The sequence below is a fragment of the Lentzea sp. NPDC055074 genome (assembly GCF_053608005.1).
Genome location: NZ_JBSGUQ010000010.1, coordinates 154,567 through 177,095, shown reverse-complemented (window position 1 = coordinate 177,095; position 22,529 = coordinate 154,567). Strand labels below are relative to the sequence as shown.

At 69.6% G+C, this 22,529-nt stretch carries 23 protein-coding genes and 1 tRNA gene; 12 read left to right on the top strand and 12 right to left on the bottom strand.

Going from position 1 to position 22,529, the window contains the following annotated elements:
* The first annotated feature begins 15 nt into the window (after positions 1–15).
* Together ACWF7A_RS23685 and ACWF7A_RS23680 are read left to right on the top strand one after the other, a co-directional pair.
* Positions 16–459 (top strand): hypothetical protein, encoded by a 444-nt coding sequence (locus ACWF7A_RS23685; protein WP_452252642.1) that lies wholly within the window; start codon positions 16–18, stop codon positions 457–459.
* On the top strand, positions 456–884 hold the full coding sequence (locus ACWF7A_RS23680; protein WP_452252641.1) for a ferritin-like domain-containing protein: 429 nt from the start codon (positions 456–458) through the stop codon (positions 882–884). The genes ACWF7A_RS23685 and ACWF7A_RS23680 overlap by 4 nt, the downstream gene beginning before the upstream one ends.
* Positions 885–917: 33 nt before the next feature.
* Here ACWF7A_RS23680 and ACWF7A_RS23675 read toward each other — a convergent pair whose 3' ends face one another.
* The 4 genes from ACWF7A_RS23675 to ACWF7A_RS23660 are packed head-to-tail and all read right to left on the bottom strand — an operon-like array spanning position 918 to position 4,077.
* The gene (locus ACWF7A_RS23675; RefSeq protein ID WP_452252640.1) at positions 918–1,646 is read right to left on the bottom strand and encodes a hypothetical protein; all 729 of its coding nucleotides are present in this window, start codon (positions 1,644–1,646) and stop codon (positions 918–920) included.
* Positions 1,647–1,701: 55 nt separating this feature from the next.
* Positions 1,702–2,655: an aminotransferase class V-fold PLP-dependent enzyme gene (locus tag ACWF7A_RS23670; protein ID WP_452252639.1), complete on the bottom strand. Its 954-nt coding sequence runs from the start codon at positions 2,653–2,655 to the stop codon at positions 1,702–1,704.
* Positions 2,648–3,112, bottom strand: coding sequence for a DUF4442 domain-containing protein (locus tag ACWF7A_RS23665; RefSeq protein ID WP_452252638.1), 465 nt, complete (start codon positions 3,110–3,112; stop codon positions 2,648–2,650). Before ACWF7A_RS23665 ends, ACWF7A_RS23670 begins: the two co-directional genes overlap by 8 nt.
* A gap of 11 nt (positions 3,113–3,123) precedes the next feature.
* Positions 3,124–4,077 carry a glycosyltransferase gene (locus tag ACWF7A_RS23660; protein WP_452252637.1) on the bottom strand — a complete coding sequence of 318 codons (954 nt, stop codon included), beginning with the start codon at positions 4,075–4,077 and terminating at the stop codon, positions 3,124–3,126.
* A 23-nt stretch (positions 4,078–4,100) separates the two neighbouring features.
* On the opposite strand from ACWF7A_RS23660, the gene ACWF7A_RS23655 reads away from it, so the two are divergent.
* A complete protein-coding gene (locus ACWF7A_RS23655; RefSeq protein WP_452252636.1) occupies positions 4,101–4,658 on the top strand; it encodes a sugar O-acetyltransferase in 558 nt (185 codons plus the stop codon).
* Positions 4,659–4,662: 4 nt separating this feature from the next.
* On the top strand, positions 4,663–5,070 hold the full coding sequence (locus ACWF7A_RS23650) for a secondary thiamine-phosphate synthase enzyme YjbQ (protein WP_452252635.1): 408 nt from the start codon (positions 4,663–4,665) through the stop codon (positions 5,068–5,070).
* On the opposite strand, the gene ACWF7A_RS23645 is transcribed toward ACWF7A_RS23650, so the two are convergent.
* On the bottom strand, positions 4,966–5,925 hold the full coding sequence (locus ACWF7A_RS23645) for an ABC transporter permease (protein WP_452252634.1): 960 nt from the start codon (positions 5,923–5,925) through the stop codon (positions 4,966–4,968). The two genes, ACWF7A_RS23650 and ACWF7A_RS23645, sit on opposite strands and share 105 nt — an antisense overlap.
* Before the next feature lie 119 nt (positions 5,926–6,044).
* On the opposite strand from ACWF7A_RS23645, the gene ACWF7A_RS23640 reads away from it, so the two are divergent.
* The gene (locus ACWF7A_RS23640) at positions 6,045–7,019 is read left to right on the top strand and encodes a hypothetical protein (RefSeq protein ID WP_452252633.1); all 975 of its coding nucleotides are present in this window, start codon (positions 6,045–6,047) and stop codon (positions 7,017–7,019) included.
* Positions 7,020–7,094: 75 nt separating this feature from the next.
* Here the strand turns inward: ACWF7A_RS23640 and ACWF7A_RS23635 are convergent, their stop codons facing one another.
* Complete coding sequence (locus ACWF7A_RS23635; RefSeq protein WP_452252632.1) at positions 7,095–8,837, bottom strand: proline--tRNA ligase; 1,743 nt, start codon at positions 8,835–8,837, stop codon at positions 7,095–7,097.
* A 135-nt stretch (positions 8,838–8,972) separates the two neighbouring features.
* Here ACWF7A_RS23635 and ACWF7A_RS23630 point away from each other — a divergent pair, with 135 nt between their 5' ends.
* The gene (locus tag ACWF7A_RS23630) at positions 8,973–9,332 is read left to right on the top strand and encodes a VOC family protein (protein ID WP_452252631.1); all 360 of its coding nucleotides are present in this window, start codon (positions 8,973–8,975) and stop codon (positions 9,330–9,332) included.
* On the opposite strand, the gene ACWF7A_RS23625 is transcribed toward ACWF7A_RS23630, so the two are convergent.
* Complete coding sequence (locus ACWF7A_RS23625) at positions 9,329–10,285, bottom strand: GNAT family N-acetyltransferase (RefSeq protein WP_452252630.1); 957 nt, start codon at positions 10,283–10,285, stop codon at positions 9,329–9,331. The two genes, ACWF7A_RS23630 and ACWF7A_RS23625, sit on opposite strands and share 4 nt — an antisense overlap.
* A gap of 87 nt (positions 10,286–10,372) precedes the next feature.
* Here ACWF7A_RS23625 and ACWF7A_RS23620 point away from each other — a divergent pair, with 87 nt between their 5' ends.
* Positions 10,373–11,128 (top strand): SAM-dependent methyltransferase, encoded by a 756-nt coding sequence (locus ACWF7A_RS23620; RefSeq protein ID WP_452252629.1) that lies wholly within the window; start codon positions 10,373–10,375, stop codon positions 11,126–11,128.
* A gap of 58 nt (positions 11,129–11,186) precedes the next feature.
* On the opposite strand, the gene ACWF7A_RS23615 is transcribed toward ACWF7A_RS23620, so the two are convergent.
* Positions 11,187–11,260: transfer RNA gene (locus ACWF7A_RS23615), tRNA-Ser, on the bottom strand.
* 16 nt (positions 11,261–11,276) lie between these two features.
* Positions 11,277–12,353 carry a hypothetical protein gene (locus ACWF7A_RS23610; protein WP_452252628.1) on the bottom strand — a complete coding sequence of 359 codons (1,077 nt, stop codon included), beginning with the start codon at positions 12,351–12,353 and terminating at the stop codon, positions 11,277–11,279.
* Between the two features lie 12 nt (positions 12,354–12,365).
* Here ACWF7A_RS23610 and ACWF7A_RS23605 point away from each other — a divergent pair, with 12 nt between their 5' ends.
* The 5 genes from ACWF7A_RS23605 to ACWF7A_RS23585 all read left to right on the top strand — a co-directional run bounded on the left by ACWF7A_RS23605 (position 12,366) and on the right by ACWF7A_RS23585 (position 17,976).
* Entirely contained in the window at positions 12,366–12,944 is a 579-nt protein-coding gene (locus tag ACWF7A_RS23605; RefSeq protein WP_452252627.1) for a hypothetical protein, read from the top strand.
* An 85-nt stretch (positions 12,945–13,029) separates the two neighbouring features.
* The gene (gene yaaA, locus ACWF7A_RS23600) at positions 13,030–13,758 is read left to right on the top strand and encodes a peroxide stress protein YaaA (protein WP_452252626.1); all 729 of its coding nucleotides are present in this window, start codon (positions 13,030–13,032) and stop codon (positions 13,756–13,758) included.
* A gap of 211 nt (positions 13,759–13,969) precedes the next feature.
* On the top strand, positions 13,970–14,938 hold the full coding sequence (locus ACWF7A_RS23595) for a serine protein kinase RIO (protein ID WP_452252743.1): 969 nt from the start codon (positions 13,970–13,972) through the stop codon (positions 14,936–14,938).
* 225 nt (positions 14,939–15,163) lie between these two features.
* Complete coding sequence (locus ACWF7A_RS23590; RefSeq protein WP_452252625.1) at positions 15,164–16,723, top strand: DEAD/DEAH box helicase; 1,560 nt, start codon at positions 15,164–15,166, stop codon at positions 16,721–16,723.
* 74 nt (positions 16,724–16,797) lie between these two features.
* On the top strand, positions 16,798–17,976 hold the full coding sequence (locus ACWF7A_RS23585) for an MFS transporter (protein ID WP_452252624.1): 1,179 nt from the start codon (positions 16,798–16,800) through the stop codon (positions 17,974–17,976).
* Here ACWF7A_RS23585 and ACWF7A_RS23580 read toward each other — a convergent pair.
* The 3 genes from ACWF7A_RS23580 to ACWF7A_RS23570 form a co-directional block, all read right to left on the bottom strand.
* Entirely contained in the window at positions 17,915–19,753 is a 1,839-nt protein-coding gene (locus ACWF7A_RS23580; RefSeq protein ID WP_452252623.1) for an ABC transporter ATP-binding protein, read from the bottom strand. The two genes, ACWF7A_RS23585 and ACWF7A_RS23580, sit on opposite strands and share 62 nt — an antisense overlap.
* Positions 19,750–21,480, bottom strand: a complete 1,731-nt coding sequence (locus ACWF7A_RS23575; RefSeq protein ID WP_452252742.1) for an ABC transporter ATP-binding protein — start codon at positions 21,478–21,480, stop codon at positions 19,750–19,752. The genes ACWF7A_RS23580 and ACWF7A_RS23575 overlap by 4 nt, the downstream gene beginning before the upstream one ends.
* Positions 21,481–21,608: 128 nt before the next feature.
* Positions 21,609–22,514, bottom strand: coding sequence for an RICIN domain-containing protein (locus ACWF7A_RS23570; protein WP_452252622.1), 906 nt, complete (start codon positions 22,512–22,514; stop codon positions 21,609–21,611).
* Between the last annotated feature and the right edge of the window lie 15 nt (positions 22,515–22,529).

The following is a 22,529-nucleotide window of genomic DNA, read 5'->3' as shown; positions in this document are numbered from 1 at the left end:
GGCAACATGGGTCGCGTGATCTCCGAATCGGTCAGCCGCCGCCGTGTGCTGTTCGCGGTGGCCGCCGCACCGCTCGCCGCCGCGTGCACCGCAGAACCGCCGCCACCACCGCCTCCGGACCCGCTCTCGGCCCTCGCGGCGCAGGCCCGCGCGGACGTGAAGCTGGCCCAGGCGATGACGACGGTGCCCGCGGCCGCCGAGATCGCGAAGGCACGTGAGACGCACGCCTCGTTGCTTCAGGCGGAGGTCGACCGCGAACGCCCGCCGCTGTCGTCGACGGCACCGCCCGCCCCCACCTCGCCGCCCACGCCACCGGACCCGCTGGCCGCGCTGCGCACAGCCCTGGACGAGTCCGTCCGCGAGGCCTCGGCGATCGTCGCCTCGCTGCCCTCCTACCGCGCCGGCCTCGTCGGCTCGGTGGCCGCCGGCTGCGCCTCGTTGCGGGAGGTGCTCGGATGAGCGTCGAGTCCGTCCAGACCGCTCTCGGCACCGAACACGCGGCGCTGTGGACCTACGGCATGGTGTCGGCGTTCCTGAACGACCAGGCCGCCGCCGTCGCGGAGGGCGCGAACCTGCACCGCGCGCGCCGCGACACGACCGAACGCTGGCTGCGCGACCACGGTGCGACGCCGAACCCGCCCGCAGCGGCCTACCTGCCGCCGTCGCCGGTGTCCGACGGGCCTTCGGCGCTCGCCTCGCTGGTGGCGGTCGAGCAGGACACCTGTGCCGCGTGGCGAGGGGTGCTGGAGCGGACCGACGACTCGGCGCTGCGGACGTCGGCGCTGGAGGCGTTGACGACGGCGGCGGTGCGGGCGACGCGGTGGCGCAAGGCGGCCGGGTCGAACCCGGCGTCGATCGCGATGCCGGGTGTCGCCTCCGGTTAGTGACACGGCCCGGAACGGTGCCGGGCCGCGCCACTAGTCACCGAAGGAGGATGCGAGTCTGATCGCGTCGTTGGAGACCTTCTTCATCTCCTTGTTGTGCGCGAGCGCGTCCGTGCCCTTGGTCGGCGAGTCCGACTCCACGATCACGACCAGCTGGTCGCGTTGCTCCGAGGCGTACCCGCCGTTGGCCAGCGTGGTCAGCGGCGGCACGCTGATGGCCTTGTCCAGCACCAGGTCCTTGACGTTGCCGGTGCCGTCCTTCTGGGTCAGCTCCCGCAGCTGCCGCGCCTCGTCCGCCGACTTCATCTTCACGACGGACACCGACGAGTACACGGTGCGGCCGTCCGGCAACTTGGCCGTGTAGAAGGCACGCGTCAGCTGGATGCACGGCGTGGTCTTGAAGAAGGCCTGCGTCTGGCTCGTCGCGTGGGCTGCGCAGTCGCTGTCCCTCACAGGCTCCGGCAACTCCGGCACGCTGGCGAACTCGAACTCCCCCGCGGTCTTCTGCGGTTGCGCGACCTGCTTGTCCACCGGGTCCGACGGCTGCAACACCCACCACACGAACCCCGACATCACCGCTACGCCGACGAGCGCCAGCGCCTTGCCCACCCACGTCGTCTTGCGCTGGGGCGGAGGCGGCGGCGGGGGCAGCTGCCCCTGGCGGTTGTCCATGATCGACTGCAGCTTCACGAGCTCGTCGGCCGGGTACAACGGCGCGGTGTCGGTGGGCCTCGGTGGGAAGCGAGGCAGGTTCTGGGTCACCTCTTCAGGTGACTGGCGTGGTTCCGACACAAGGACCCACGGTAACGGACGGCAGTCAGGTGAGCGCTTCGAGCACCCGGTCAACGTCCTCGATCGTGTTGTACATGTGACACGCGTACCGCGTGCGACCTGCGCGAACCGAGGACACGACCCCCTGGACAGGTGATGCTGAGACCGACACGATCGCGGAGCCGTTGGGCGGCAGGCCCAGACCGGTCAGGAGGCGATCCGTCAGGCTCACGCAGTGCGCGCGTACGGCTTCGAGGTCCAAAGAGGCCACCCACGGGAGCGCGACCGCCGCACCGACGTGTGAGACCCACGACGGCGAGAGGTCGAACCGCCGTGCGTCCGAACGGAGCACGAGCTCGGTGCCGTAGTTCTCGCCGGTGCTGTACCAGTTGGCCGCCAACGGCTTGAGGGACTCCATCCGGTCCGGCCGCACGGCCATCCAGGCGGCGCCGCGCGGTGCCATCAGCCACTTGTAGGCCACGCCGACGACGAAATCGGCCCACGCCAACGACAACGGGCGCCACCCGGCGGCCTGCGACACGTCGAGCAGCACCGGTGTACCGCTCGCCCGGAGCGCGTCGAGGTCCGCGATCGTCCCGTCCGCCGACTGGACCACGCTCAGGGCAACGAGGTCGGCTTCCTCCACTGTGGACACGATCCGGTGCCCGGCCGCGACGAACGGCAGCGTGACGCTCGTGAAGTCACCGGGGTCGGTGTAGACCTTCGACCTGGCCGGCAGTGACTGCGCAACCAGGGAGACGAACTGCGAAACCGTTGCGCCGCAGGCGACCGACGTCGCGGGCACCCCGACCAGCCGTCCGAACGCCTCACGCGAGGTCTCGACGACCTCGTTGAACGTGGACGACGTGTCCTGGCCGCGCCGCCACCGTTCGTGGGAGGCCATCACCGCGTCGGCGACGTGGCGCGGCGGCACACCGATGGACGCCGTGTTCAGGTAACCGGGCTCGACGTCGAAAACCGCTCCGAAGGCCTCACGCATGCGCGAGCTGCTTATCGCGCTTGCGGCGCGCGTAGACCTGCTTCTTCACCCGTGCGATCACGGCCCCATCCTGCCCGACGACGTCCGTGTCGAACCAGATCAAAGCCTTCTCACTGCCCTTCGTCTGCTCCAGCACCTGCTCGACGTGCTCGTCGGTCAGCCGGAACTCGGCGCGCACGGTGCCGCGTCCGGGCGCGACGAACTCGATCTCCCCGGCCTGGTCCCACACGACGTGCTCACCTTTGAGCTGGTTGAACAGCAGCAACACCCAGAACGGGTCGGTCATCGCGAAGAGCGACCCGCCGAAGTGGGTGCCGAAGAAGTTGCGGTTCCACGGACGCAGGCGCATCCGCACTCGCGCGTACCGGTAGTCCGGGGAGATCTCCTCGACCCGGATGCCGGCGAACAGGAACGGCGGCCACAGGTTCATCCCGAAGCGCAGGCGGCTTGCCTTCATAAAAAACAGTGTTACACAACGTCCGCCAGACTGTCCGCAACTTCCTCCGGCGAGGGCGTGTGACGTATCTCCCGGGCGATCTGACCAGCGGCTTCGCGGTAGGACGCGTCCGTGAGCAGCTGCCGCACACAGTCCGCGATCGGCCCGGCACTGAACGCGGCCGGGCGCAGCGCCGCGCCGGCCGAGACGAGCGCGTCCGCGTTGCCGAACTGGTCCGCCCCCTGCGGCAGCACGACCTGGGGCACGCCGGCCGTGAGCGCGCCCAGCATCGTGCCGCTGCCGCCGTGGTGCACGGCGACGTCCGCGTACCGGAGCACCTCGGCCTGGGGCAGCCACGGGTACACCGCGACGTTCGGCGGCAGGCGGGCGAGCTCGACGTGTGGCGCGGCCACGACCACCTGAGCGTCGGGGATCTTGCCGAGCCCGACAACCGCCTCGGCGAGCAGCTCGCGCGTGCCGAACGCCGTGCCGAGCGTGAGGTAGACGAGCTTCCCGGCGGTGCGCGTCGGCACGTCACCGGGCGGCGAGAACGGCACCGGCCGCAGCGGGATCCGGTCCTCCCGCAGGAACGCGGGATCCTGCAGCGAGGGCGGGCAGATGTCGAGGTGCCGGCCACCGGTGGGCCGGACGAGGCCGATGCCCTCGGGGAACATCCGCCCGAACCCGTGCCACAGCGCGGGGAAGCCGCGGCGGCGTGCCTCGGAGAAGACCTCCGGCACCGCCCACTCGGCGATCACGAGGTCGGGCAGCAGCCGTTCGAGCTCCTGCGCGATGTCCTCGGCGTAGATCTCCCCGAACACGAGCCCGGGACGGAACGGCCGCAGCCCGAGCTTCCCGAGCACCGGGTGCATGTCCTCGCCGACCGCGAAGTGCACCTCGTGCCCCGCTTTGCGCAGGGCCGACGCCAGCGGGATCAGCGGGTAGGTGTGGCCGACGGCGGCCATGCTGGCGAAGAGCACGCGCATGCCCGTGACGATACTGAGTCTCCATGGGAACCAACCGGGAGAAGATGATCAACGGCGGGCCCTACCTGCCGGCGGACCCCGAGCTCGACGCGGACCGGCGCCGCGGCTGGCGCGAGATGGCCAGGTTCAACGCGCACGACCCGGAGGACCTCGACGGGATGTACGACATCCTCAAGGGGTTCGTGGCGGAGCTCGGCGAGAACTCGACGTTCATGCAGCGCCTGCAGATCGAGTACGGCTACAACACCCGCATCGGCGCGAACAGCTTCATGAACTACGGCGGCGTCATCCTCGACTGCGGCCCGGTGACCATCGGCGACCACGTGATGATGGGTCCGAACGTGCAGCTGCTGACGGCGCAGCACCCCGTCGAGGACCACGACGCGCGCATCGCGGGCTGGGAGACGACCGCCCCGATCGTCATCGGGGACAAGGTGTGGTTCGGCGGCGGCGTGATCGTGTGCCCCGGTGTCACCGTCGGCAACAACACGGTGGTGGGCGCGGGCAGTGTCGTCACGCGTGATCTGCCTGCTCACGTGCTCGCGGTCGGCAACCCCGCGCGGGTGGTTCGTAAGATCTGAGGTCATGCGCAGCGAGGAGATCCAGATCCGCACCGGTGCCGACGAGGTCGTGCACGACCTCACGCGAGAGTGCCAGCGGTTCCTCGAGGACGAGAGCGGCGACGGCCTGCTGCACGTGTGGGTGCCGCACGCGACCGCGGGTGTCGCCATCATCGAGACCGGTTCGGGCAGTGACGACGACCTGCTGACCGCGTTGGAGCGCATCCTGCCCCGCGACGTGAAGTGGCGGCACCGGCACGGCACCCCTGGCCACGGCCGTGACCACGTGATGCCCGCGCTGGTGCCGCCCTACGCGACGATCCCCGTTCTAGGCGGTGTGCTGACGCTCGGCACGTGGCAGTCCATCTGTCTGGTCGACACCAACGTCGACAATCCCGTCCGCACGGTCCGTCTGAGCTTTCTTGCCGGCTAGCAGCAGCACGAGCCCGATAAGAGCGATCCCGCCGAACACCCACCACTCGGTGCTGATGGCGTTGTCGTACATGAGGCTGCGCAGGCCTTCCGCGGAGAACCTGAACGGCGTCCACGACCACAGGACCGCCTTGTAGACCGGGTTGAGCAGCTCCGGGACCTGGCCCGCGACGGCCGGTGCCATCAGGTAGAGGATGCCGAGGACGCCCATCGCGCGGATGCCGAGGTGCTTGAACAGCCCGGCCTGCAGCAGCGCGAACGACGCGGCGACGGCGAGCATGAACGCGAGCGCCTGCGCGGTGAGCGTGACGCCCCACCACGCCAGCAGTCCGACGGTCGAGCCGGTGACGAGGACGGCCGTGGTCAGCGCCGACAACCACCGTCCACGGGTGCCCTTCAGCACCACGAACAGCAGTCCGGCGATCATCCCGCCGACCCACAGCAGCGCGCTCGCGGCGAGGGGCGCGGTGCGTTCGGCGGCGGTGGGGGTCGTGGCCTCGACCTTCACCGGCAGCCCGGCGCCCTGTGCGACGCCGGTCAGCACCTGCTGCGCGACCTGCGTGCCGGACGGGTTGACCGCGGGGTTCAGCCGGATCGTCGCCTGACCGGGCGCGATCTCCAGCACGCCGTAGACCTCCTTGTCCCGCAGGAGGTTCCGGGCCTCCTCCGCCCCGACGACCCTGATGTCGACCTCGGCCGAGTCGGCTCTCGCGACGCGTTCCGCCATCGGCGGAGGCGCCACCACGGCGAGCGGGACGTCGTGCGGGTGCACGGTCGCCTGCACGCCGAACGTCAGCAGCCCCAGGAGAAACGCCACCACAGCACCTGCGACGGCGGTGACCAGCACGGTGCGCATCATCGATCCCCTTAGTTCATCAAGCGTTGAATTTAACAGGAACGGTACGCCGCGCCCGTCTCGCAAGTCAACGCGTGATGAATTAAGTCGCTGTCGGACCCACCAGGTACCGTTCCCCCGTGACTTACCCAGGTGGCGGCGGACAGGGCGGCTGGAACGACCAGCAGGGCTGGGGCCAGCAGCAACAGGGTGACCACCAGAGCGGTGGCTACCAGACCGGCGGCTACCCGCAGACCGGTGGCTTCCCGCAGCAGGGCGGCTGGACCGACCAGCAGCAGGGCGGCTTCCCGCAGCAGGCGTACGGCGGCGGGTACGGCGGTCTCGGCGTGTACGGCGGTTTCGACAGCGAACCGCCGAAGAACAACAAGAAGACGCTCTGGCTCGTGCTCGGTGCCGTGGTCCTCGTGCTGCTCGTCGGCGGCGGCCTCACCTGGCTCCTGCTCTCGCGCTCGGGCGGCACGACCGCGGAGCCCGGCCCGTCCACCACGGCCAGCTCCTCCTCGCAGCCGGTCGCGGGCCCCTGCCCGAAGAGCGACGGCCAGCAGTGCGTGGAGACGACGCTGGGCTACAACTACGTGGTCCCGAAGAACTGGGACATCCTCGCGGACGCGCGGATCCCGGTGGAGGGCATCACGGGCATCTCGCTGTCGGGCATCACCACCTACGGCGACTACACCTGCGAGGGCAAGTCGTACACCAAGGGCACGAACGGCGGCACGCTGCTGCCGAAGAGCGAGATCAACACGGCGGCCACCGACTTCACCAAGGCCATCGCCAAGCAGTACTACTCCTCGGGCGGCGAACCGCAGGTCACGACGACGCAGCCGAAGCCGGTGAAGTTCCAGCACACCCAGAAGGACGGCTCGAAGGTCACCGTCGAGGGTGTGCAGGTCGACGCCACCGTCACGCAGACCGGCAACAAGTGCCTGGCCGGCAAGGGCATGGTCAAGGTCGTGGTGCTCAACGGCAGCAACAAGCTGCACGTGCTGGCCGTGAACGGCGACCTGGAGGGCGGCGGAGGCGGCACCACCCCGCCGTTGCCCAAGGAGTCGGACCTGCAGAAGATGGTCGACTCGCTGGTGCCGACCTCGTAGGGCCGTCGTCCCGCCCCTGAAACGCAGAACGCCGGGCCGCGCATCTCAGCGCGACCCGGCGTTTCAGTGTCCGCTTCAGCTGGTGACGACCTGCACCAGGTGCTCGACGGCCTCCGCGACGGGCACCTCGACGCGCTCGCCGGACCGGCGGTCCTTGACCTCGACCGTGCCGTCCTTCAGGCCGCGGCCGATCACCAGGATCGTCGGGATGCCGACGAGCTCGGCGTCCGCGAACTTCACGCCGGGGCTGGCCTTGCGGTCGTCCAGCAGGACGTTGAGGCCCTTGGCGCTGAGCTGCTTCGCGAAGTCCTCACCGGCGTTCATCAGCGTCTCGTCCTTGCCGGCGACCACGACGTGGACGTCGGCGGGGGCGACGTTGCGGGGCCAGATCAGGCCGCGCTCGTCGTGCGACTGCTCCGCGATGACCGCGACGAGCCGCGAGACGCCGACGCCGTACGAGCCCATGGTGATGCGGACGGGCTTGGAGTCCGGGCCGAGGGCGTCGAGCGAGAACGCGTCCGCGTACTTGCGGCCGAGCTGGAAGATGTGACCGATCTCGATGCCGCGCGCGGCGACCAGCACGCCCTTGCCGTCCGGGGAGGCGTCGCCCTCGCGGACCTCGGCGACGTCGATGACGCCGTCGGGGGTGAAGTCGCGGCCCGCGACCAGGTCGACGACGTGGTGGTCGGCCTTGTCCGCGCCGGTGACCCACGCGGTGCCCTTGACGACGCGGGGGTCGGCGAGGAAGCGGATGCCGTTGGCCTGGATGGCGCCCGGACCGATGTACCCCTTGACCAGGAACGAGTTCTTGGCGAAGTCGGCCGCCTCCAGCATCGCGACCTCGGCGGGCTCCAGTGCCGCTTCGAGGCGCTTGAAGTCGACCTCGCGGTCACCGGGGACGGCGATCGCGAGCAGCTCCCAGTCCTTGCCGGGGTGCTTGACCTTCACGAGGACGTTCTTCAGCGTGTCGGCCGCGGTGAACTTGCGGTCGGTGTTCGCGTTGAGGAAGTCCACCAGCGTCTCGATGGTGGGCGTGTTCGGCGTGTGGTGCACCTGCGCGGCGGGCTTGTCGTCGATCGACTGCTCGGCGGGCACGGGCGTGGCGACGGCCTCGACGTTCGCCGCGTAGCCGGACTCGGTGCTGCGCACGAACGTGTCCTCGCCGGTCTCGGCGACGGCGAGGAACTCCTCGGACGCCGACCCGCCCATCGCGCCGGACGTGGCGGAGACGATCACGTACTCCAGGCCGAGCCGGTCGAAGATGCGGATGTAGGCGTCGCGGTGGTCCTTGTACGACTGGCTCAGGCCCTCGTCGGTGAGGTCGAACGAGTACGAGTCCTTCATCAGGAACTCGCGGCCGCGCAGGATGCCCGCACGGGGACGCGCCTCGTCGCGGTACTTGGTCTGGATCTGGTACAGCGTGACGGGGTAGTCCTTGTAGGAGCTGTACTCGCCCTTCACGGTGAGGGTGAACATCTCCTCGTGCGTGGGGCCGAGGAGGTAGTCCGCGCCCTTGCGGTCCTTGAGGCGGAACAGGTTGGGGCCGTACTCCTCCCACCGGTTCGTCGCCTCGTAGGGCTCCTTGGGCAGCAGCGCGGGGAACTGGATCTCCTGCGCGCCGAAGGCGTCCATCTCCTCGCGGACGACGGCCTCGATGTTGCGCAGGACCTTGAGGCCCAGCGGCAGCCAGGTGTACCCGCCCGGCGCGACGCGGCGGACGTAGCCGGCGCGCACCAGCAGCTTGTGGCTGGGCACTTCGGCGTCCGCCGGATCCTCGCGAAGGGTGCGCAGGAACAGCGACGACATCCTGGTGATCACGGTGGGTACTCCTCGTTCACGGGCAGTTGAAACAGCGTACTGGTTGGACGTTCCGCGAAATCGCGCGCGGTGCGCCGCGTGGGCTCTGACCTGCGGCGACAATAATTGTCAGACCCCCTGGGTAGCGTCCTTCCCATGCCGCTGACCATTGACATGATCACGATCGACACGGGCGACGCGCACAAGCTCGCGGAGTTCTGGACGGCCGCTCTGGGCACGACGATCCAGAACGACTGGGGAGAGTTCATCGTGCTCGCGCCGACCACCGAGTCCGGTGTCGCGCTCGGCATCCAGCAGGTGCCGGACGCGACGCCGGGCAAGAACAGAGTCCACTTCGACTCGCACGTGCCGGACCGCCTGGCCGAGGTCGCCCGCCTGGTCGCGCTCGGCGCCACCGAGGTGGGGGTGCACAGCGTTCCCGGCCTCGTGTGGTCCGTGCTGGCCGACCCGGACGGCAACCAGTTCTGCGTCGGCCAGCCGGGCGAGGAGCTCTAGAGCTCTTCCGGCTTCCCGTAGTCGATCCAGGTCCGCGCCACCGCGAACCCGGCGCGCTCGTACACGCCGAGCGCACTGGTCGAGTTGGCCGTGTCCACGGAGAGCCCCGCGCGGTGGTAGCCCTTCGCCTTGCCCTGAGCCAGCGTCCGGCTCAGCAAGGCGGAGGCCACACCACGCCCGCGGTGCTCCTCCAGGGTTCCGACGTCCCCGATCCACAGCTCGCGGACGCCCGTGAGCTCCTCGACGACCGGGTAGTGCCGTGAGAGCACGAAGCCGACCACGGAGTTGTTCGCGAGCGCCAGGAAGGAGGACTCCGGTACGAACCGCCGGTTGTCGGTGAACGACGCCGCCCATTCCTCCGGGGTGCGGTCGACCGCACCCCAGTGCTGGGCGAACGCCGCGTTGCAGACCAGGCGGACCTCGTCGTCGTAGGCGGCGGAGAACGGCACGATGTCGTAGCCGGGCGGGACCGGCGCCTGGGCGAGTGACTCGCCCAGTGCCACCTCCAGTTCGTGGAAGTGGCGGTCGGCGGTGAAGCCGAGCTTCTCCACCAGTGCGAGGTGTCCCTTCGCCGTGCTCTCGACCATGGCGCTCACGGTGAGCGGCATGTCCGGATGCCGGGCGACGTGGAGGTCTCGCGCGAGCGCGGCGAGGCGGGGCAGGAGCCGCAGTCCGATGCCCGCGCGCCGGAACTCGGGGTGCACCATGCCGTCGAGCCGGATCCGGTGCGTGCCAACGGGGTTGTCGCGCAACGCGACGAGCCCGTAGGCCACCAGCGTTCCGTCCGCGAGCACGGCCAGCGAGCCCCGGGGCAGGTCGGTCTTGCCGAATGAGTGCGCGAAGTCCTCTTCGGACAACAGTTCGCCGGTGTCGTCGACCGCCTCACCCGCGTTGTAGAGCGCGGCGACCACCGGGATGTCCGCCGTCGTCAGCGCGCGCCACACGAGTTCCACGCCAACCGAAGCTACGGAAGGGAGCCACCCCCGACAACCGAATATCGCGTTGCCGCAGACGCACCACCAGGGCCATTCTTGCGGGCGATGACGCCACCGAAGATCACACCGCTGTACGAGGACGTGACGTTCCACGGACCGTTGTCCGAGGAGCGAGCCGCCCGCCTCATCCGCTCACTGCTGCCGCTAGACGACGCCCACGTGGTCGACTTCGGCTGCGGCTGGGCCGAGTTCCTGCTGCGCACGCTGGAAGCCGCCCCCACCGCCACCGGCACGGGCGTCGACCGCAACGCGGTCGACATCGCCCACGCCCAGGCCAACGCCGACACCCGAGGCCTGACCGGCCGCGTCAGCCTCCAGGTGGCCGACGTGACCGAGTGGCAGCCGGACCGGCCGGCCGACGCCGTGATCGTCAACGGCGCCACCCAGGTGTTCGGCGGAGACCCGCTGGACCACACGGTGAACACGCTCACCGCCGCCAAGGAGCTGCTCCGCCCCGGCGGTCGGCTCCTGCTGGGCGAGGGCTTCTGGGAACGCGAACCGACCGAGGCCGAACTGGCCGCGATGCCGGTCCCCCGCGACCAGTACGGCTCGCTGGCCGACCTCGTGGACCTGGCCCTGTCCCACGGCTACCGCCCGCTGGCGGTGGAACAGGCCAGCCTCGACGAGTGGGACGTCTTCGAGAACGGCCACGGCCTCGCCTGGGAACGATGGCTGCGAGCCAACCCCGACTCCGAACACGCCGAGGAGATCAGGGCGAAGGCGGACCGCCAGCGCAACTACCGCCTGCGCGGCTGGCGACGCACGATGGGCCTCGCCTACCTGACGCTGCAGGTGCCCTAGCTCACCACAGCAGGCCTGCTCCGAGGCGGTCGCTTCCGTTGCACAGCAAGAAGGGGTGTTCGGCCGACCGGGCTCGAACCGGCGTCCACCCGGAGAGTCGAGCCGGGCGTTCTACCACTGAACTACAGCCGAACAGCGCCCAGCCTGCTCACCCGACGGCGTCCTGTCCACCGAATACCGGAGCCTTCCCGCTGTAGACCCCGGCACGACGCAACGCCATGCCCCACACCGGATCCGCCACGGCCACACCGTGCACGAGCTCCGGTGTGGGCCGGGACCGGGCCACGGCCCCGCGAGCAGGAGGAGCCGACCACCCGGAACGGGCCGGATCCATCTCGAGCCGGCGGCATGCGTGCTCGACGTCGGCCCGAGTGCAGGTGGCGCTGCCGTCGAGGACGTCCCAGGGCAACGGCAGCGCGGCCCACACGTCGGTGTCCGAGTGCAGGTCACCACCAGAGTTGCGATGCCACCACGCGAGGTCGGCCGCCATCAGCCGCATCGCCTTGCCAGGCCAGGCACCGGCCAGCAGATCGACCGCGCCGGCGGCGTCCAGACAGGCGATCCACCCTGCGCGAGCAGCGTTGTAGGCACGGGCGAAGGTGTTCCAGGTGGACGAGTCGTGCCCACGACGGACCACCATGTTCGCCTGGTCGAAGTCGTTCTCGTGCCAGAGGTCCCCGAGGACGGTCGCCGCCGCGCGGGTGGCGGCGGACCACCGCCCGATCAGGTCGCCGAGCTCCGCAGGCGTGAGGTGCCCGAGCACCTCCTCGGTCGGGTGAGCCAGGGCGATCATCGCCCAGTCCGTACCGGACGCCAGCCGGCAACGACGGAACAGCGCGGCCGCGACCTCGTCGAACGCGTTGTCCCGCCCCTGCAACGTGAACTCACGACGCTTCTTGCGCCGAGCCGTGTAGTAGGCGATGAAGCAGGCCGCGTCGACGTCCGCACGAAACCGATCACGGTCGATCGCGTCGACGAAGCCCGCAGCGGCCAGCAGTGTCACGTCGCGAGTCACGATCATGCGGTCGAGACGGTCCGCCTTGGCCGCGAGACGGCGCAGCATCCGGAAGCGACGGTTGTACTGGCGCTTCGACAGTTCGATGCCCGCCGTGGCGCGGGCGTCGCGGTTGAGGCGGTCGTGGAGGAAGTCGGTGCGGTCCGGGTCCCACGAGATCTCCGCGCCCACCAACGACGCGAACTCCAGCACGGACACCGGGTCGTCCACGTCGACGAGACCGTGAGGATCGAAAGCACCGCCGGGCGCAGCGGCAGCGGCAGCGGCTGCGGCTGCGGCGACACCGGGCCCCTCACCCGCAGCATCGGCGGCAGCGGAACCCTCACCGGCAGCGTCAGCGGCAGCAGCGTCAGCGGCAGCAGCGTCAGCGGCAGCAGCGTCAGCGGCAGCAGCGTCAGCGGCAGCAGCGTCAGCGGCAGCAGCGTCAGCGCCAGCAGCGGCAGCAGCGTCAGCGCCAGCAGCGGCAGCAGCGTCAGCGCCAGCAGCGGCAGCAGCGTCAGCGCCAGCAGCGTCAGCGCCAGCAGCGGCAGCGGCAGCGGCAGCGGCAGCGGCAGCAGCGTCAGCGGCAGCAGCGTCAGCGGCAGCAGCGCTCCCGGCCCCGAACACCACCCGCGTCGCCGCCACCTGCCGACCGGCCCCGACAGGACGGCCGTAGTCGTCGCTCATCCCCGACATCCCGTGCCAGCGACGCGCGTGCACCGACACCCCGGCCAGAACGCGGTGCTCAGCGTCTGTCAAGGCAGGCAGCGCCTCCCCCACCAGAACCGCGACGTCCTCCGGGCGAAGCCGGGCGTCGAGTGAGCGGTACAGGCGGTCGAGTGCGTCCACGCACCCAGAAGACCACGCAGGTCCAGCGGTTTTCCGGCGCTGCCCTACCCTTTGGACCGTGCTGGTGCTGCTTCCCCCGTCGGAGACCAAGGCGATCGGCGGCGAGGGTTCGCCGCTCGACCTCGGCGCGCTGTCGTTCCCCGAGCTCAACCCCGTGCGCGACAAGCTGGTGTCGGCGCTGGCCGACCTCGCGCGCGACGTGCCGGCGAGCCTCAAGGCCCTCGACATCTCGGAGCGCCAGGTCGACGAGGTGCACCGCAACGCCTCGCTGCGCACGTCGGAGACCACGCCCGCGCTGCTGCGCTACACCGGCGTGCTCTACGACAACCTCGACTTCCCGTCGCTCAGGAAGGTCGAGAAGGAACGGGCCTACGAGCGGCTCGCGGTCTCGTCCGCGCTGTTCGGGGCGCTCAAGGGCGGCGATCCGGTGCCCGCGTACCGGTTGTCCGGCGGCAGCACGCTCCCGTCCCACGGCAGCCTGCGCACGGTGTGGAAGCCCGCACTGGAGCCGGTGCTGAAGGACGCCGACGAGTTCGTCGTCGACCTGCGGTCCGGCGCGTACTCGAGCCTCGCGCGGATCCCGCACGCCGTCGTCGTCCGGGTGGTCACGAGCGAGGGCAAGGTCGTCAGCCACTTCAACAAGGCGCACAAGGGCCTGCTCGCCCGCGCCATCACGAAGTCGAGCGTGGAGCCACAGGACCTGAAAGGACTGGTCAGGCTCGCGCAGAAGGCCGGGCTGAGGATGGTGCCGACGGGCGAGAGGACCGCGGACCTGATCACCGGTTAAATCGGTTGCGGGCACCGGAGCCCGCAGTGCAGGCTTCTCCCTGAAGCGTGACAACGGAGCTGGATCGAGGAGGTGCGAGATGTCAGAGCCTGTCTTTGGGCGCGGCACCGCATTCGCGACCCGTCCAGCCGTCCTTCGCGCCTGATCAGCATCGTTTGATCGCAGAGCGCCAGTAGGGCGGTCACCCTTCATCGTCTTGGGAGACCCCACCGTGCGCGAGCACGATCTTTTCGAACGCTACGAATCTGCTTTCGACGGCGCCGACGACACCATGCGGCGCAAGGGAAAGCGCACCAATCGCCGGACCGACGACGCGGAACCCACGCGTCGCGGCCGCATGACCGAAGAAGAGAAGCTGCGAGTCGCGCGTGTGCGCGAGGACCAGCTGAGCGCGGCGGACACTCCCGAGGACGGCGACCGCTGGTCCACGTGGGGTGACGCCGAGCAGGGCCCGAAACCGCACCCGAACTGGCTCATCACGGAGCTGGCCGCGGTCGACCGCGAGCTCGGCATCGTGAAGACCGGCAAGGAGGCGGACGTCTTCCTGCTGGAACGCGCGATGGGCGACCGGGCGTGCCTGCTCGCCGCCAAGCGCTACCGCAGCAACGACCACCGGATGTTCCACCGCGACGCGGGGTACCTCGAGGGCCGTCGCATGAAGAAGTCCCGTGAGACGCGGGCGATCGCGAACCGCACCGCGTTCGGGCGCAACCTGATCGCGGAACAGTGGACGGTCGCCGAGTTCGCGGCGCTCACCAAGCTGTGGCAGATCGGCGCACCCGTGCCGTATCCGGTGCAGCGCAGCGGCACCGAGCTGCTGCTGGAGTTCATCGGGGACGCCGAGGGCAACGCGGCACCGCGGCTCGCGCAGACCCGTCCCGACGAGGACGAGCTGCTCGACCTGTGGCGCCAGCTGGTCGCGACGCTCATGACGCTCGCCGAGGCGGGCATCACCCACGGCGACCTCTCGGCGTACAACCTGATGGTCCACGACGGCAGGCTGGTCATGATCGACCTGCCGCAGGTGGTCGACCTCGTCGCGAACCCTCGCGGCGTCGAGTTCCTCGACCGCGACGTCCGCAACATCTGCGGCTGGTTCGCCTCGCGCGGCCTGCCCGCGGAGATCGGCGACCCGTCCGCGCTGGTGGCGACGCTGCTGGACGTGGCGGGTATGGCCTGACCCACGTTGCGCGCCCGGCCGTGTCCAACGACACTGCCGGGCGCGCGAGGTGTTCTCATTGATCAGCTAGACTGTGCTGTACACCGATGAAGGCTTGACGGCCGTTGACCGGTGTTTCCACCCACTCATCAGCGGCGTGACCATCACGTCGGGCCCGTCCTTGTGATCGGCACCGCGGTAGCACGCGGGGCAGCCTCGAGACGTGCCATGTCCCGGAGGTTTGTTTTGCCATCAATGTCCGAAGGTCGTTCCGAGCGCGGACAAAGCCGCAGGTCACCGCGGCGCCGCTCGGGTCGCCAGGGCAACTCCTCGCGTCCGCAGCAGCGGGTCGAGGAACCGATCGTCGCCGAGCACTTCGAGAGCACGTTGCCGGAAGGCCCGCTGCCCTCGTTCGCTGAGCTCGGCCTGGCCGACGTGCTGATCCGCTCGCTCGTCGCCAATGAGATCACCGAGCCGTTCCCCATCCAGGCGGCCACCCTTCCCGACGCGATGTCGGGCAAGGACATCCTCGGCCGGGGCCAGACCGGCTCCGGCAAGACGCTGGCGTTCGGTCTCGCGATGCTGTCCCGCCTCGCGGGCGGCCGCTCGGTGCCGCACAAGCCGCGCGGCCTGATCCTCGTCCCGACCCGCGAGCTCGCGATGCAGGTGGAGACGGCGCTCATGCCGCACGCCCGCTCGCTGGGCCTGTGGTGCCGCGTCGTCGTCGGCGGCACGTCGTTCCCGCGCCAGATCGAACACCTGCGCCGCGGCGTCGACCTGCTCATCGCGACGCCCGGCCGTCTGTCCGACCACGTCCGCCAGGGCACGTGCGACCTCGGCTCCGTCGAGATCACCGCGCTGGACGAGGCCGACCAGATGGCGGACATGGGCTTCATGCCCCAGGTCCGCGCGATCCTCGACCTGACCCCGCAGGACGGGCAGCGCCTGCTGTTCTCCGCGACGCTCGACGGCGACGTGGACAAGCTGGTCCGCCAGTACCTGCACTCCCCGGTGACGCACTCGGTGGCTCCGTCCACCGCGAGCGTCACGACCATGGAGCACCACCTGCTGTTCGTGTCCGCTGAGGACAAGCAGAACGTGGTGACCGAGGTGGCCGCGCGCGAGGGCCGCACGATCATGTTCGTGCGCACCAAGCACCACGTCGACCGCCTGGCCAAGAAGCTCCGCTCGGTCGGCGTCCACGCGGGCGCCCTGCACGGCGGCAAGGCGCAGAGCGCCCGCACCCGCGTGCTCGGCGAGTTCCGCGAGGGCACCACGCCCGTCCTGATCGCGACGGACGTCGCGGCCCGGGGCATCCACGTCGACGACGTGTCCCTGGTCGTCCACGTCGACCCGCCGGCCGACCCGAAGGACTACCTGCACCGCGCGGGCCGCACGGCTCGCGCAGGTCAGTCCGGCACGGTCGTCACGCTGGTCACGCACGACCAGCGCCGCGCCGTCCAGGGCATGGCCCAGCGTGCCGGCATCCGTCCGGAGAGCACGAAGGTGCGCCCCGGCGACGACGACCTGGTCCGCATCACCGGTGCTCGCACGCCTTCGGGCGAGCCGATCATCGAGCGCGAGAAGCCGGCCCGCCGCAGCGGTGGCTCCGGTGGTCGTCGCTTCGGTGCTCCTGCCGCCGCCGGCAGCGGTGGCGGTGGCTACCGCGGTGGCTCCGGTCGCCGCACCGAGGGTGGCGAGTTCCGCGGTGGACCGCGCCGTTCGGAGCGTTCCGAGGGTGGTCGCACGTTCGGGCGGACCGAGCGCGGCGCGGGTCGTCCGCGCCGGGCAGCACCGCAGCATTGAGCTTGATCTGATCAACGGCTGAAGGCCGCCTTCCCGCTCCGGGGAGGCGGCCTTCGTCGTGTGTACGGTGCGGCATGGGGCGGAACTGGTACCTGCTGTGGAGCGGCAGCGCCATCTCAGCGCTGGGGGACGGCATCTTTCTGGCGGCACTCCCGTTGCTCGCCACCACGCTCACCCAGGATCCGAAGCTGATCGCGGGTGTCAGCTTCTTCGGAGCACTCCCCTGGCTGCTGGCCGCGCTCCCTGCCGGAGCGGCCGCGGACCGGTATGACGGCCGGAAACTCTTGCTTGCGGCGTTGTGGGTCCAGTGCGCGCTCATGGCGTTGCTCGCCGCTTCCCACAGCGCACACATCGCGTTCCTGTACGGCATGGCGTTTCTGATCGGCACGGCCGAGAACATCCCCAGAGCCGTGGGGCAGCCACTCATCAAGGCCACCGTGGAGAACCATCTGCTGGAGAGAGCGAACGGGCGGTTGTTCGCGTCTCAGGCGGTGGCGTTGCAGTTCGCGGGGCCGCCACTCGGCGGGCTGCTGTTCGCGATCGCGGTGCCTGCGCCGTTCTGGGTCAACGCGCTGACGTTCGCCATCGCGGCGGGACTGGTCATGAAGATGCGCACCGAACGCAGAGAACCTCCGGCCAGACCGAAGGTGACCGAAGGCTTGCGGTGGCTGGTGGCGCACAAGGCGCTGAGGACCATCACGGTCGTGTCCGCGACAACGAACCTGTGCATCGCGATGACGATGGCGACGCTGGTGTTGTTCGCCCAGCAGAGGCTCGGGCTGACGAACGCCGGGTTCGGGGCCTTTCTGGCCACGCTGGCGTGCGGCGGGGTGGCAGGTGGGCTGCTCGCCGAGCGGCTGCTCGCGAGGTACCGCAACACGGTCACGGCGACCGTCGTGCTGATTCCGTTGATGTGGCTGGGGATCGCGACGCTCGCCCACGACCTCGCAACGGTCGCGGTGTTCGCGGTCGTGAGCTCGTTCTGCACGGCGGTGTGGGGCGTGGCGACCGCGAGCTTCCGGCAGAGAGTGGTGCCCACGGAGCTGCTCGGCCGCGTCAGCAGCGCGCAGACCCTGATCACCTGGGGTGTTCAGCCGGTCGGCGCGCTGCTGGGCGGACTCACCGCTGACTACTTCGGACTGCTTGCTCCTTGGTACGTGTCGGTCGCGCTGCGAACCGTCGTGGGGCTGCTCAGCCTGAGATCGCTGCGGCGAACTGCGCTGAGTACAGCCGGTGGTAGGCGCCTCCCCTAGCCAGCAGCTCGTCGTGCGTGCCCTGCTCGACGATGCGTCCGGCCTCCATCACCAGGATCAGGTCGGCGTCGCGGATCGTGGAAAGCCGGTGCGCGATGACGAACGACGTGCGCGACGACCGCAGCGCTGCCATGGCGTGCTGCACCGACGACTCCGTACGGGTGTCCACGGAGCTGGTGGCCTCGTCGAGGATCAGCAGCGTCGGGTCGGAGAGGAACGCCCGCGCGATGGTGAGGAGCTGCTTCTCGCCAGCCGAGACGTTCGAGCCCTCCTCGTCGATGACGGTGTCGTAGCCGTCGGGCAGGCATCGCACGAAACGGTCCACATAGGTCGCCTCGGCTGCTGCGAGGATCTCCTCCTCCGTGGCGTCTGGCTTGCCGTAGGCGATGTTGTCGCGGATCGTGCCGCCGAACAGCCACGTCTCCTGCAGCACCATGCTGGCCTGTGCGCGCAGGTCCTCGCGGCGCAGCGAGGTGATGTCGACGTCGTCGAGGGTGATCCGGCCGCCGCTGAGCTCGTAGAACCGCATGATCAGGTTGACCAGGGTCGTCTTGCCGGCGCCGGTCGGGCCGACGATGGCGATCATCTGGCCGGGTTCGGCGACCAGCGAGAGGTTCTCGATCAGCGGCTTGTCGGGCTCGTAGGAGAACGAGACGTCCTGGAACTCGACCTTGCCGCAGCGCCACGGGGGTGTGGCGGCGCCGGCCGGGTCCGGGAGCTGCTCGGGGGCGTCGAGTAGTTCGAACACGCGCTCCGCCGAGGCCACGCCGGACTGCAGCAGGTTCGACAGCGAGGCGGCCTGGGTGAGCGGCTGGGTGAACTGGCGCGAGTACTGGATGAACGCCGTCACCTCGCCCAGGGTCATGCCACCGGACGTGATGCGCAGGCCGCCGATGACCGCGATGGCCACGTAGCTCAGGTTCGACAGGAACATCATCGACGGCATGATCAGGCCGGACACGAACTGCGCGCCCGCGGCCGCCTCGTAGAGCTGGTCGTTGCGGCGCCGGAACTCCGCCTCCGACTCCTCCTGCCGGCCGAACGCGGTCACGAGCTGGTGACCGCTGAACGCCTCCTCGATGTGCGCGTTCAGCTCGCCGGTGTGCTTCCACTGCGCCACGAACTGCTTCTGCGCGCGCTTGCCGATCGCCCCCGTCAGGATCACCGAGATCGGGATGACGAGCATCATCACCACGGCCAGGAGCGGTGAGATCACGAACATCATCACGGTCACGCCGACGAGACTCAGCACGGCGGTGAGCAGCTGGCTCATCGTCTGCTGCAACGTCGTCGAGATGTTGTCGATGTCGTTGGTGACGCGGGAGAGCAGCTCGCCGCGCGGCTGGCCGTCGAAGTACTTGAGCGGCAACCGGTGCAGCTTCTCCTCGACGCTCTCGCGCAGCCGGTAGACCACGCGCTGCACCACGCCGTTCAGCAGCCGCCCCTGCAACCAGCTGAACAGCGAGGCCAGCACGTACAGGCCCGCCGCGAACGAGAGCACGGAGGCGAGAGAGCCGAAGTCGATGCCCGGGCCGCGCAGGCCGTTGAAGATGATGTCGGTGGCGTCGCCGAGGATCTTCGGTCCGAGGACGGTGAACGCGACACCGAGCACGCCGAGTCCGACGACGGCGACGAACGTGACGCGTTCGGGTCTCATGAGCCCGGCCACGCGGCGGGCCGAGGTGCCGAAGTTCGCGGCCTTGCTCACGGGCGCCTGCATGGCGAACCGTCCGGCGGGGCCGCCCATCGGCCGCGGCTGCTCACGGGTGGTGGTCATGACGCCTCCTCCGGCGTGAGCTGCGAGTGGACGATCTCCAGGTAGGTGGGGCAGCTGTCCATCAGCTCGCGGTGCGTGCCCCTGCCGACGATCTCGCCGTTCTCCAGCACGAGGATCTGGTCGGCCTGGGCCACTGTGGACACCCGCTGCGCCACGACGATCACGGCGGCATCGCGCGTGTACGGCTTCAGCGCCGCGCGCAACGCCGCGTCGGTCGCGAGGTCGAGAGCGGAGAACGAGTCGTCGAACAGGTACACGTCCGGCCTGCGCACCAGGGCCCGTGCGATGGAGAGCCGTTGCCGCTGACCGCCGGAGAGGTTGGTACCTCCCTGCGTGATCTTGGCGTCGAGACCGCCCATCGCCGTGACGAAGTCCCGTGACTGCGCGATGTCCAGCGCCGTCCACATCCGCTCGTCGGTGGCGTCAGGCGCGCCGTGGCTCAGGTTCGACCGAACGGTGCCGGTGAACAGGTACGACACCTGCGGTACGAGCCCGATCCGCGACCGCAACGCCCCGGGGTCCTGCGCCCGCACGTCGACGCCGCCGACCCGCACCTCCCCCGCCGTCACGTCGATCAGCCGCGGGATGAGGCTCATCAACGTCGTCTTGCCGGATCCGGTGCTGCCGATGATCGCGGTGGTCTGCCCCGCGCCCACGGTGAACGACGTGCTCCTGAGCACCGGCGCGTCGGCACCGGGATAGCGGAACTCCGCGCTGCGGAAGGACACCTCACCGCGGCCGGAGGAGGCGGCCACCGGCTCGGCGGGAGCGTGCACCGACGGTTCGGTCTCGATGACCTCCATGATCCGACCGGCGCTGACGGAGGCGCGCGGCACCATCGTGGAGATGAACGACGCCATCATCACCGACATCAGGATCTGCAGGAGGTAGGCGAGGAACGCGGTCAGCGCGCCGACCTGCATCTCGCCGTCCGCCACCCGGTGCGCGCCGAACCACAGCACCGCGACGCTGGAGACGTTGAAGATCAGCATGACCGTCGGGAAGATCATCGCCTGCAGCCGGCCCGCCCTCAGCGCGATGTCGGTGAGCTGCGCGTTGGCGTCGGCGAAGCGCTCGGTCTCGGACTTCTCCCGCACGAACGCCCGCACCACCCGCACGCCGGTGAGCTGTTCGCGCAGCACTCGGTTCACGTGGTCGATCCGCTCCTGCTGGCGGCGGAACAACGGCACCATCCGCACGGTGATCATGCCGATCGCGATCGCCAGCACCGGCACGCAGACCAGCAGCAGCCACGACAGCCCGACGTCCTCGCGCAGCGCCATGACCACGCCGGCGACGGACATGATCGGCGCGGCGACGAACATCGTCGTCAGCATCACCACGAGCACCTGCACCTGCTGCACGTCGTTCGTCGTGCGGGTGATCAGCGACGGGGCCCCGAACCGCGCGACCTCCTGCGCCGAGAACGAGCCGACGCGGCGGAACACCCCTGACCGCACGTCGCGCCCGAACGCCATCGCGGTGCGCGTGCCGTACCGGACGGCCACGACCGAACAGGCGATCTGCAGCAGCGAGACGGCGAGCATCCAGACGCCCTGGTCCACGATGTACGACGTGTCCCCGCGCGCGACGCCGTGGTCGATGATGTCGGCGTTGAGGCTCGGCAGGTACAGCGAGGCGATCGTGCCGACGAGCTGCAGCGCGACGACGATGCCGAGCTCCCGGCGGTACGGCTGCAGGTAGGTGGTCAGCAGGCGGGTGAGCACCCGGTCCCCGCCGGGCGGCGAGGCTGTCCGCTGGGTCGGCACGAAAGCTCCTGTGGGTCGAGAGGAACACGAAAAACCACCGTCCAGACCGAAGCCTGAACGGTGGGTCGTGAAGCCGCAGAACGAGGTTACTTCTCGGCGGCCGCCTTGAACGTCCATTGGGCGGCACTTCCGGAACACGACGCCGCGGTCACCTTGCCCGACGCGTCCCGATAACACTTCGTGTTGTACTGCATGTCCGAAATCGTCTTGTTCGGGTTGATCGACCATTGCTGGTTCGGCCCGCCGTCGCATTTCCTCAGCAGCACCTTGCCCGAGGACAACGTGGTGCACTGCTGGGGCGAACCCTGCTCCATGAACGCGCCGTGGAACTTGAACTGCTGCTTCTCGGAGCCGTTGCAGGTGGCCGTCGTGAGCTGCGCGCCGGACGAGCCGCCCTGAAGGCACTTGCCGGTCGAGACGTTCTTGTACTCGCCGTTGGTGGTCTTGGGCTTCGCGCCGCCGTAGCACTCGCCGGTCGAGGTGTTGAAGATCGGAGTCGGATCCACCTGCAGGTTCGACGGCGGGTTGAGGATGGTCTCCTCCATCACCGGCTTGCCGTCGTCGTGGTAGTTCGTGAGCGCGTCCTCGCAGTCGATCGCGTTCATGGCGTTGCCGCCCCTGCCGCCGATCCACGCGTCGAAGTGCCACAGCTTCGGGCCGCCGTTGGGGCCGTTGCCGTTCCAGTCCTGCTCACAGGAGGAGCAGGAGTCCTCCATGACGAAGTACTTCTTGACCCGCGGGAAATAGATCTTCGTGCCCGGTTTGGCCTCTTTGCTGGACGTCGCGAACGTGATCGGGTCCGACCACGTGCCCTTTCCGCCGGCCGTGTCGTGCAGGCCGGGATAGGCGATGTCACCACCGGGCGGCGTGTTGTCGTACCAGCCGTAGAAGGTCCAGAAGACCTGGTGGGACGCCGCGTTCGCCGGGGTCGAAACGACCAAACCGGACATCGCGAGCAGAATGGCTGCCGCCAGAGACAGGACGCGTTTCATGCGGGCCTCCGCAAA

Excerpts from the sequence above, each read along its gene's own strand:
- ACWF7A_RS23680 (WP_452252641.1), top strand. The coding sequence starts at position 456 with ATGAGCGTCGAGTCCGTCCAGACCGCTCTCGGCACCGAACACGCGGCG.
- ACWF7A_RS23670 (WP_452252639.1), bottom strand. The coding sequence starts at position 2,655 with ATGCGTGAGGCCTTCGGAGCGGTTTTCGACGTCGAGCCCGGTTACCTG.
- ACWF7A_RS23665 (WP_452252638.1), bottom strand. The coding sequence starts at position 3,112 with ATGAAGGCAAGCCGCCTGCGCTTCGGGATGAACCTGTGGCCGCCGTTC.
- ACWF7A_RS23660 (WP_452252637.1), bottom strand. The coding sequence starts at position 4,077 with ATGCGCGTGCTCTTCGCCAGCATGGCCGCCGTCGGCCACACCTACCCG.
- ACWF7A_RS23655 (WP_452252636.1), top strand. The coding sequence starts at position 4,101 with ATGGGAACCAACCGGGAGAAGATGATCAACGGCGGGCCCTACCTGCCG.
- ACWF7A_RS23650 (WP_452252635.1), top strand. The coding sequence starts at position 4,663 with ATGCGCAGCGAGGAGATCCAGATCCGCACCGGTGCCGACGAGGTCGTG.
- ACWF7A_RS23645 (WP_452252634.1), bottom strand. The coding sequence starts at position 5,925 with ATGCGCACCGTGCTGGTCACCGCCGTCGCAGGTGCTGTGGTGGCGTTT.
- ACWF7A_RS23630 (WP_452252631.1), top strand. The coding sequence starts at position 8,973 with ATGCCGCTGACCATTGACATGATCACGATCGACACGGGCGACGCGCAC.
- ACWF7A_RS23620 (WP_452252629.1), top strand. The coding sequence starts at position 10,373 with ATGACGCCACCGAAGATCACACCGCTGTACGAGGACGTGACGTTCCAC.
- ACWF7A_RS23585 (WP_452252624.1), top strand. The coding sequence starts at position 16,798 with ATGGGGCGGAACTGGTACCTGCTGTGGAGCGGCAGCGCCATCTCAGCG.
- ACWF7A_RS23580 (WP_452252623.1), bottom strand. The coding sequence starts at position 19,753 with ATGACCACCACCCGTGAGCAGCCGCGGCCGATGGGCGGCCCCGCCGGA.
- ACWF7A_RS23570 (WP_452252622.1), bottom strand. The coding sequence starts at position 22,514 with ATGAAACGCGTCCTGTCTCTGGCGGCAGCCATTCTGCTCGCGATGTCC.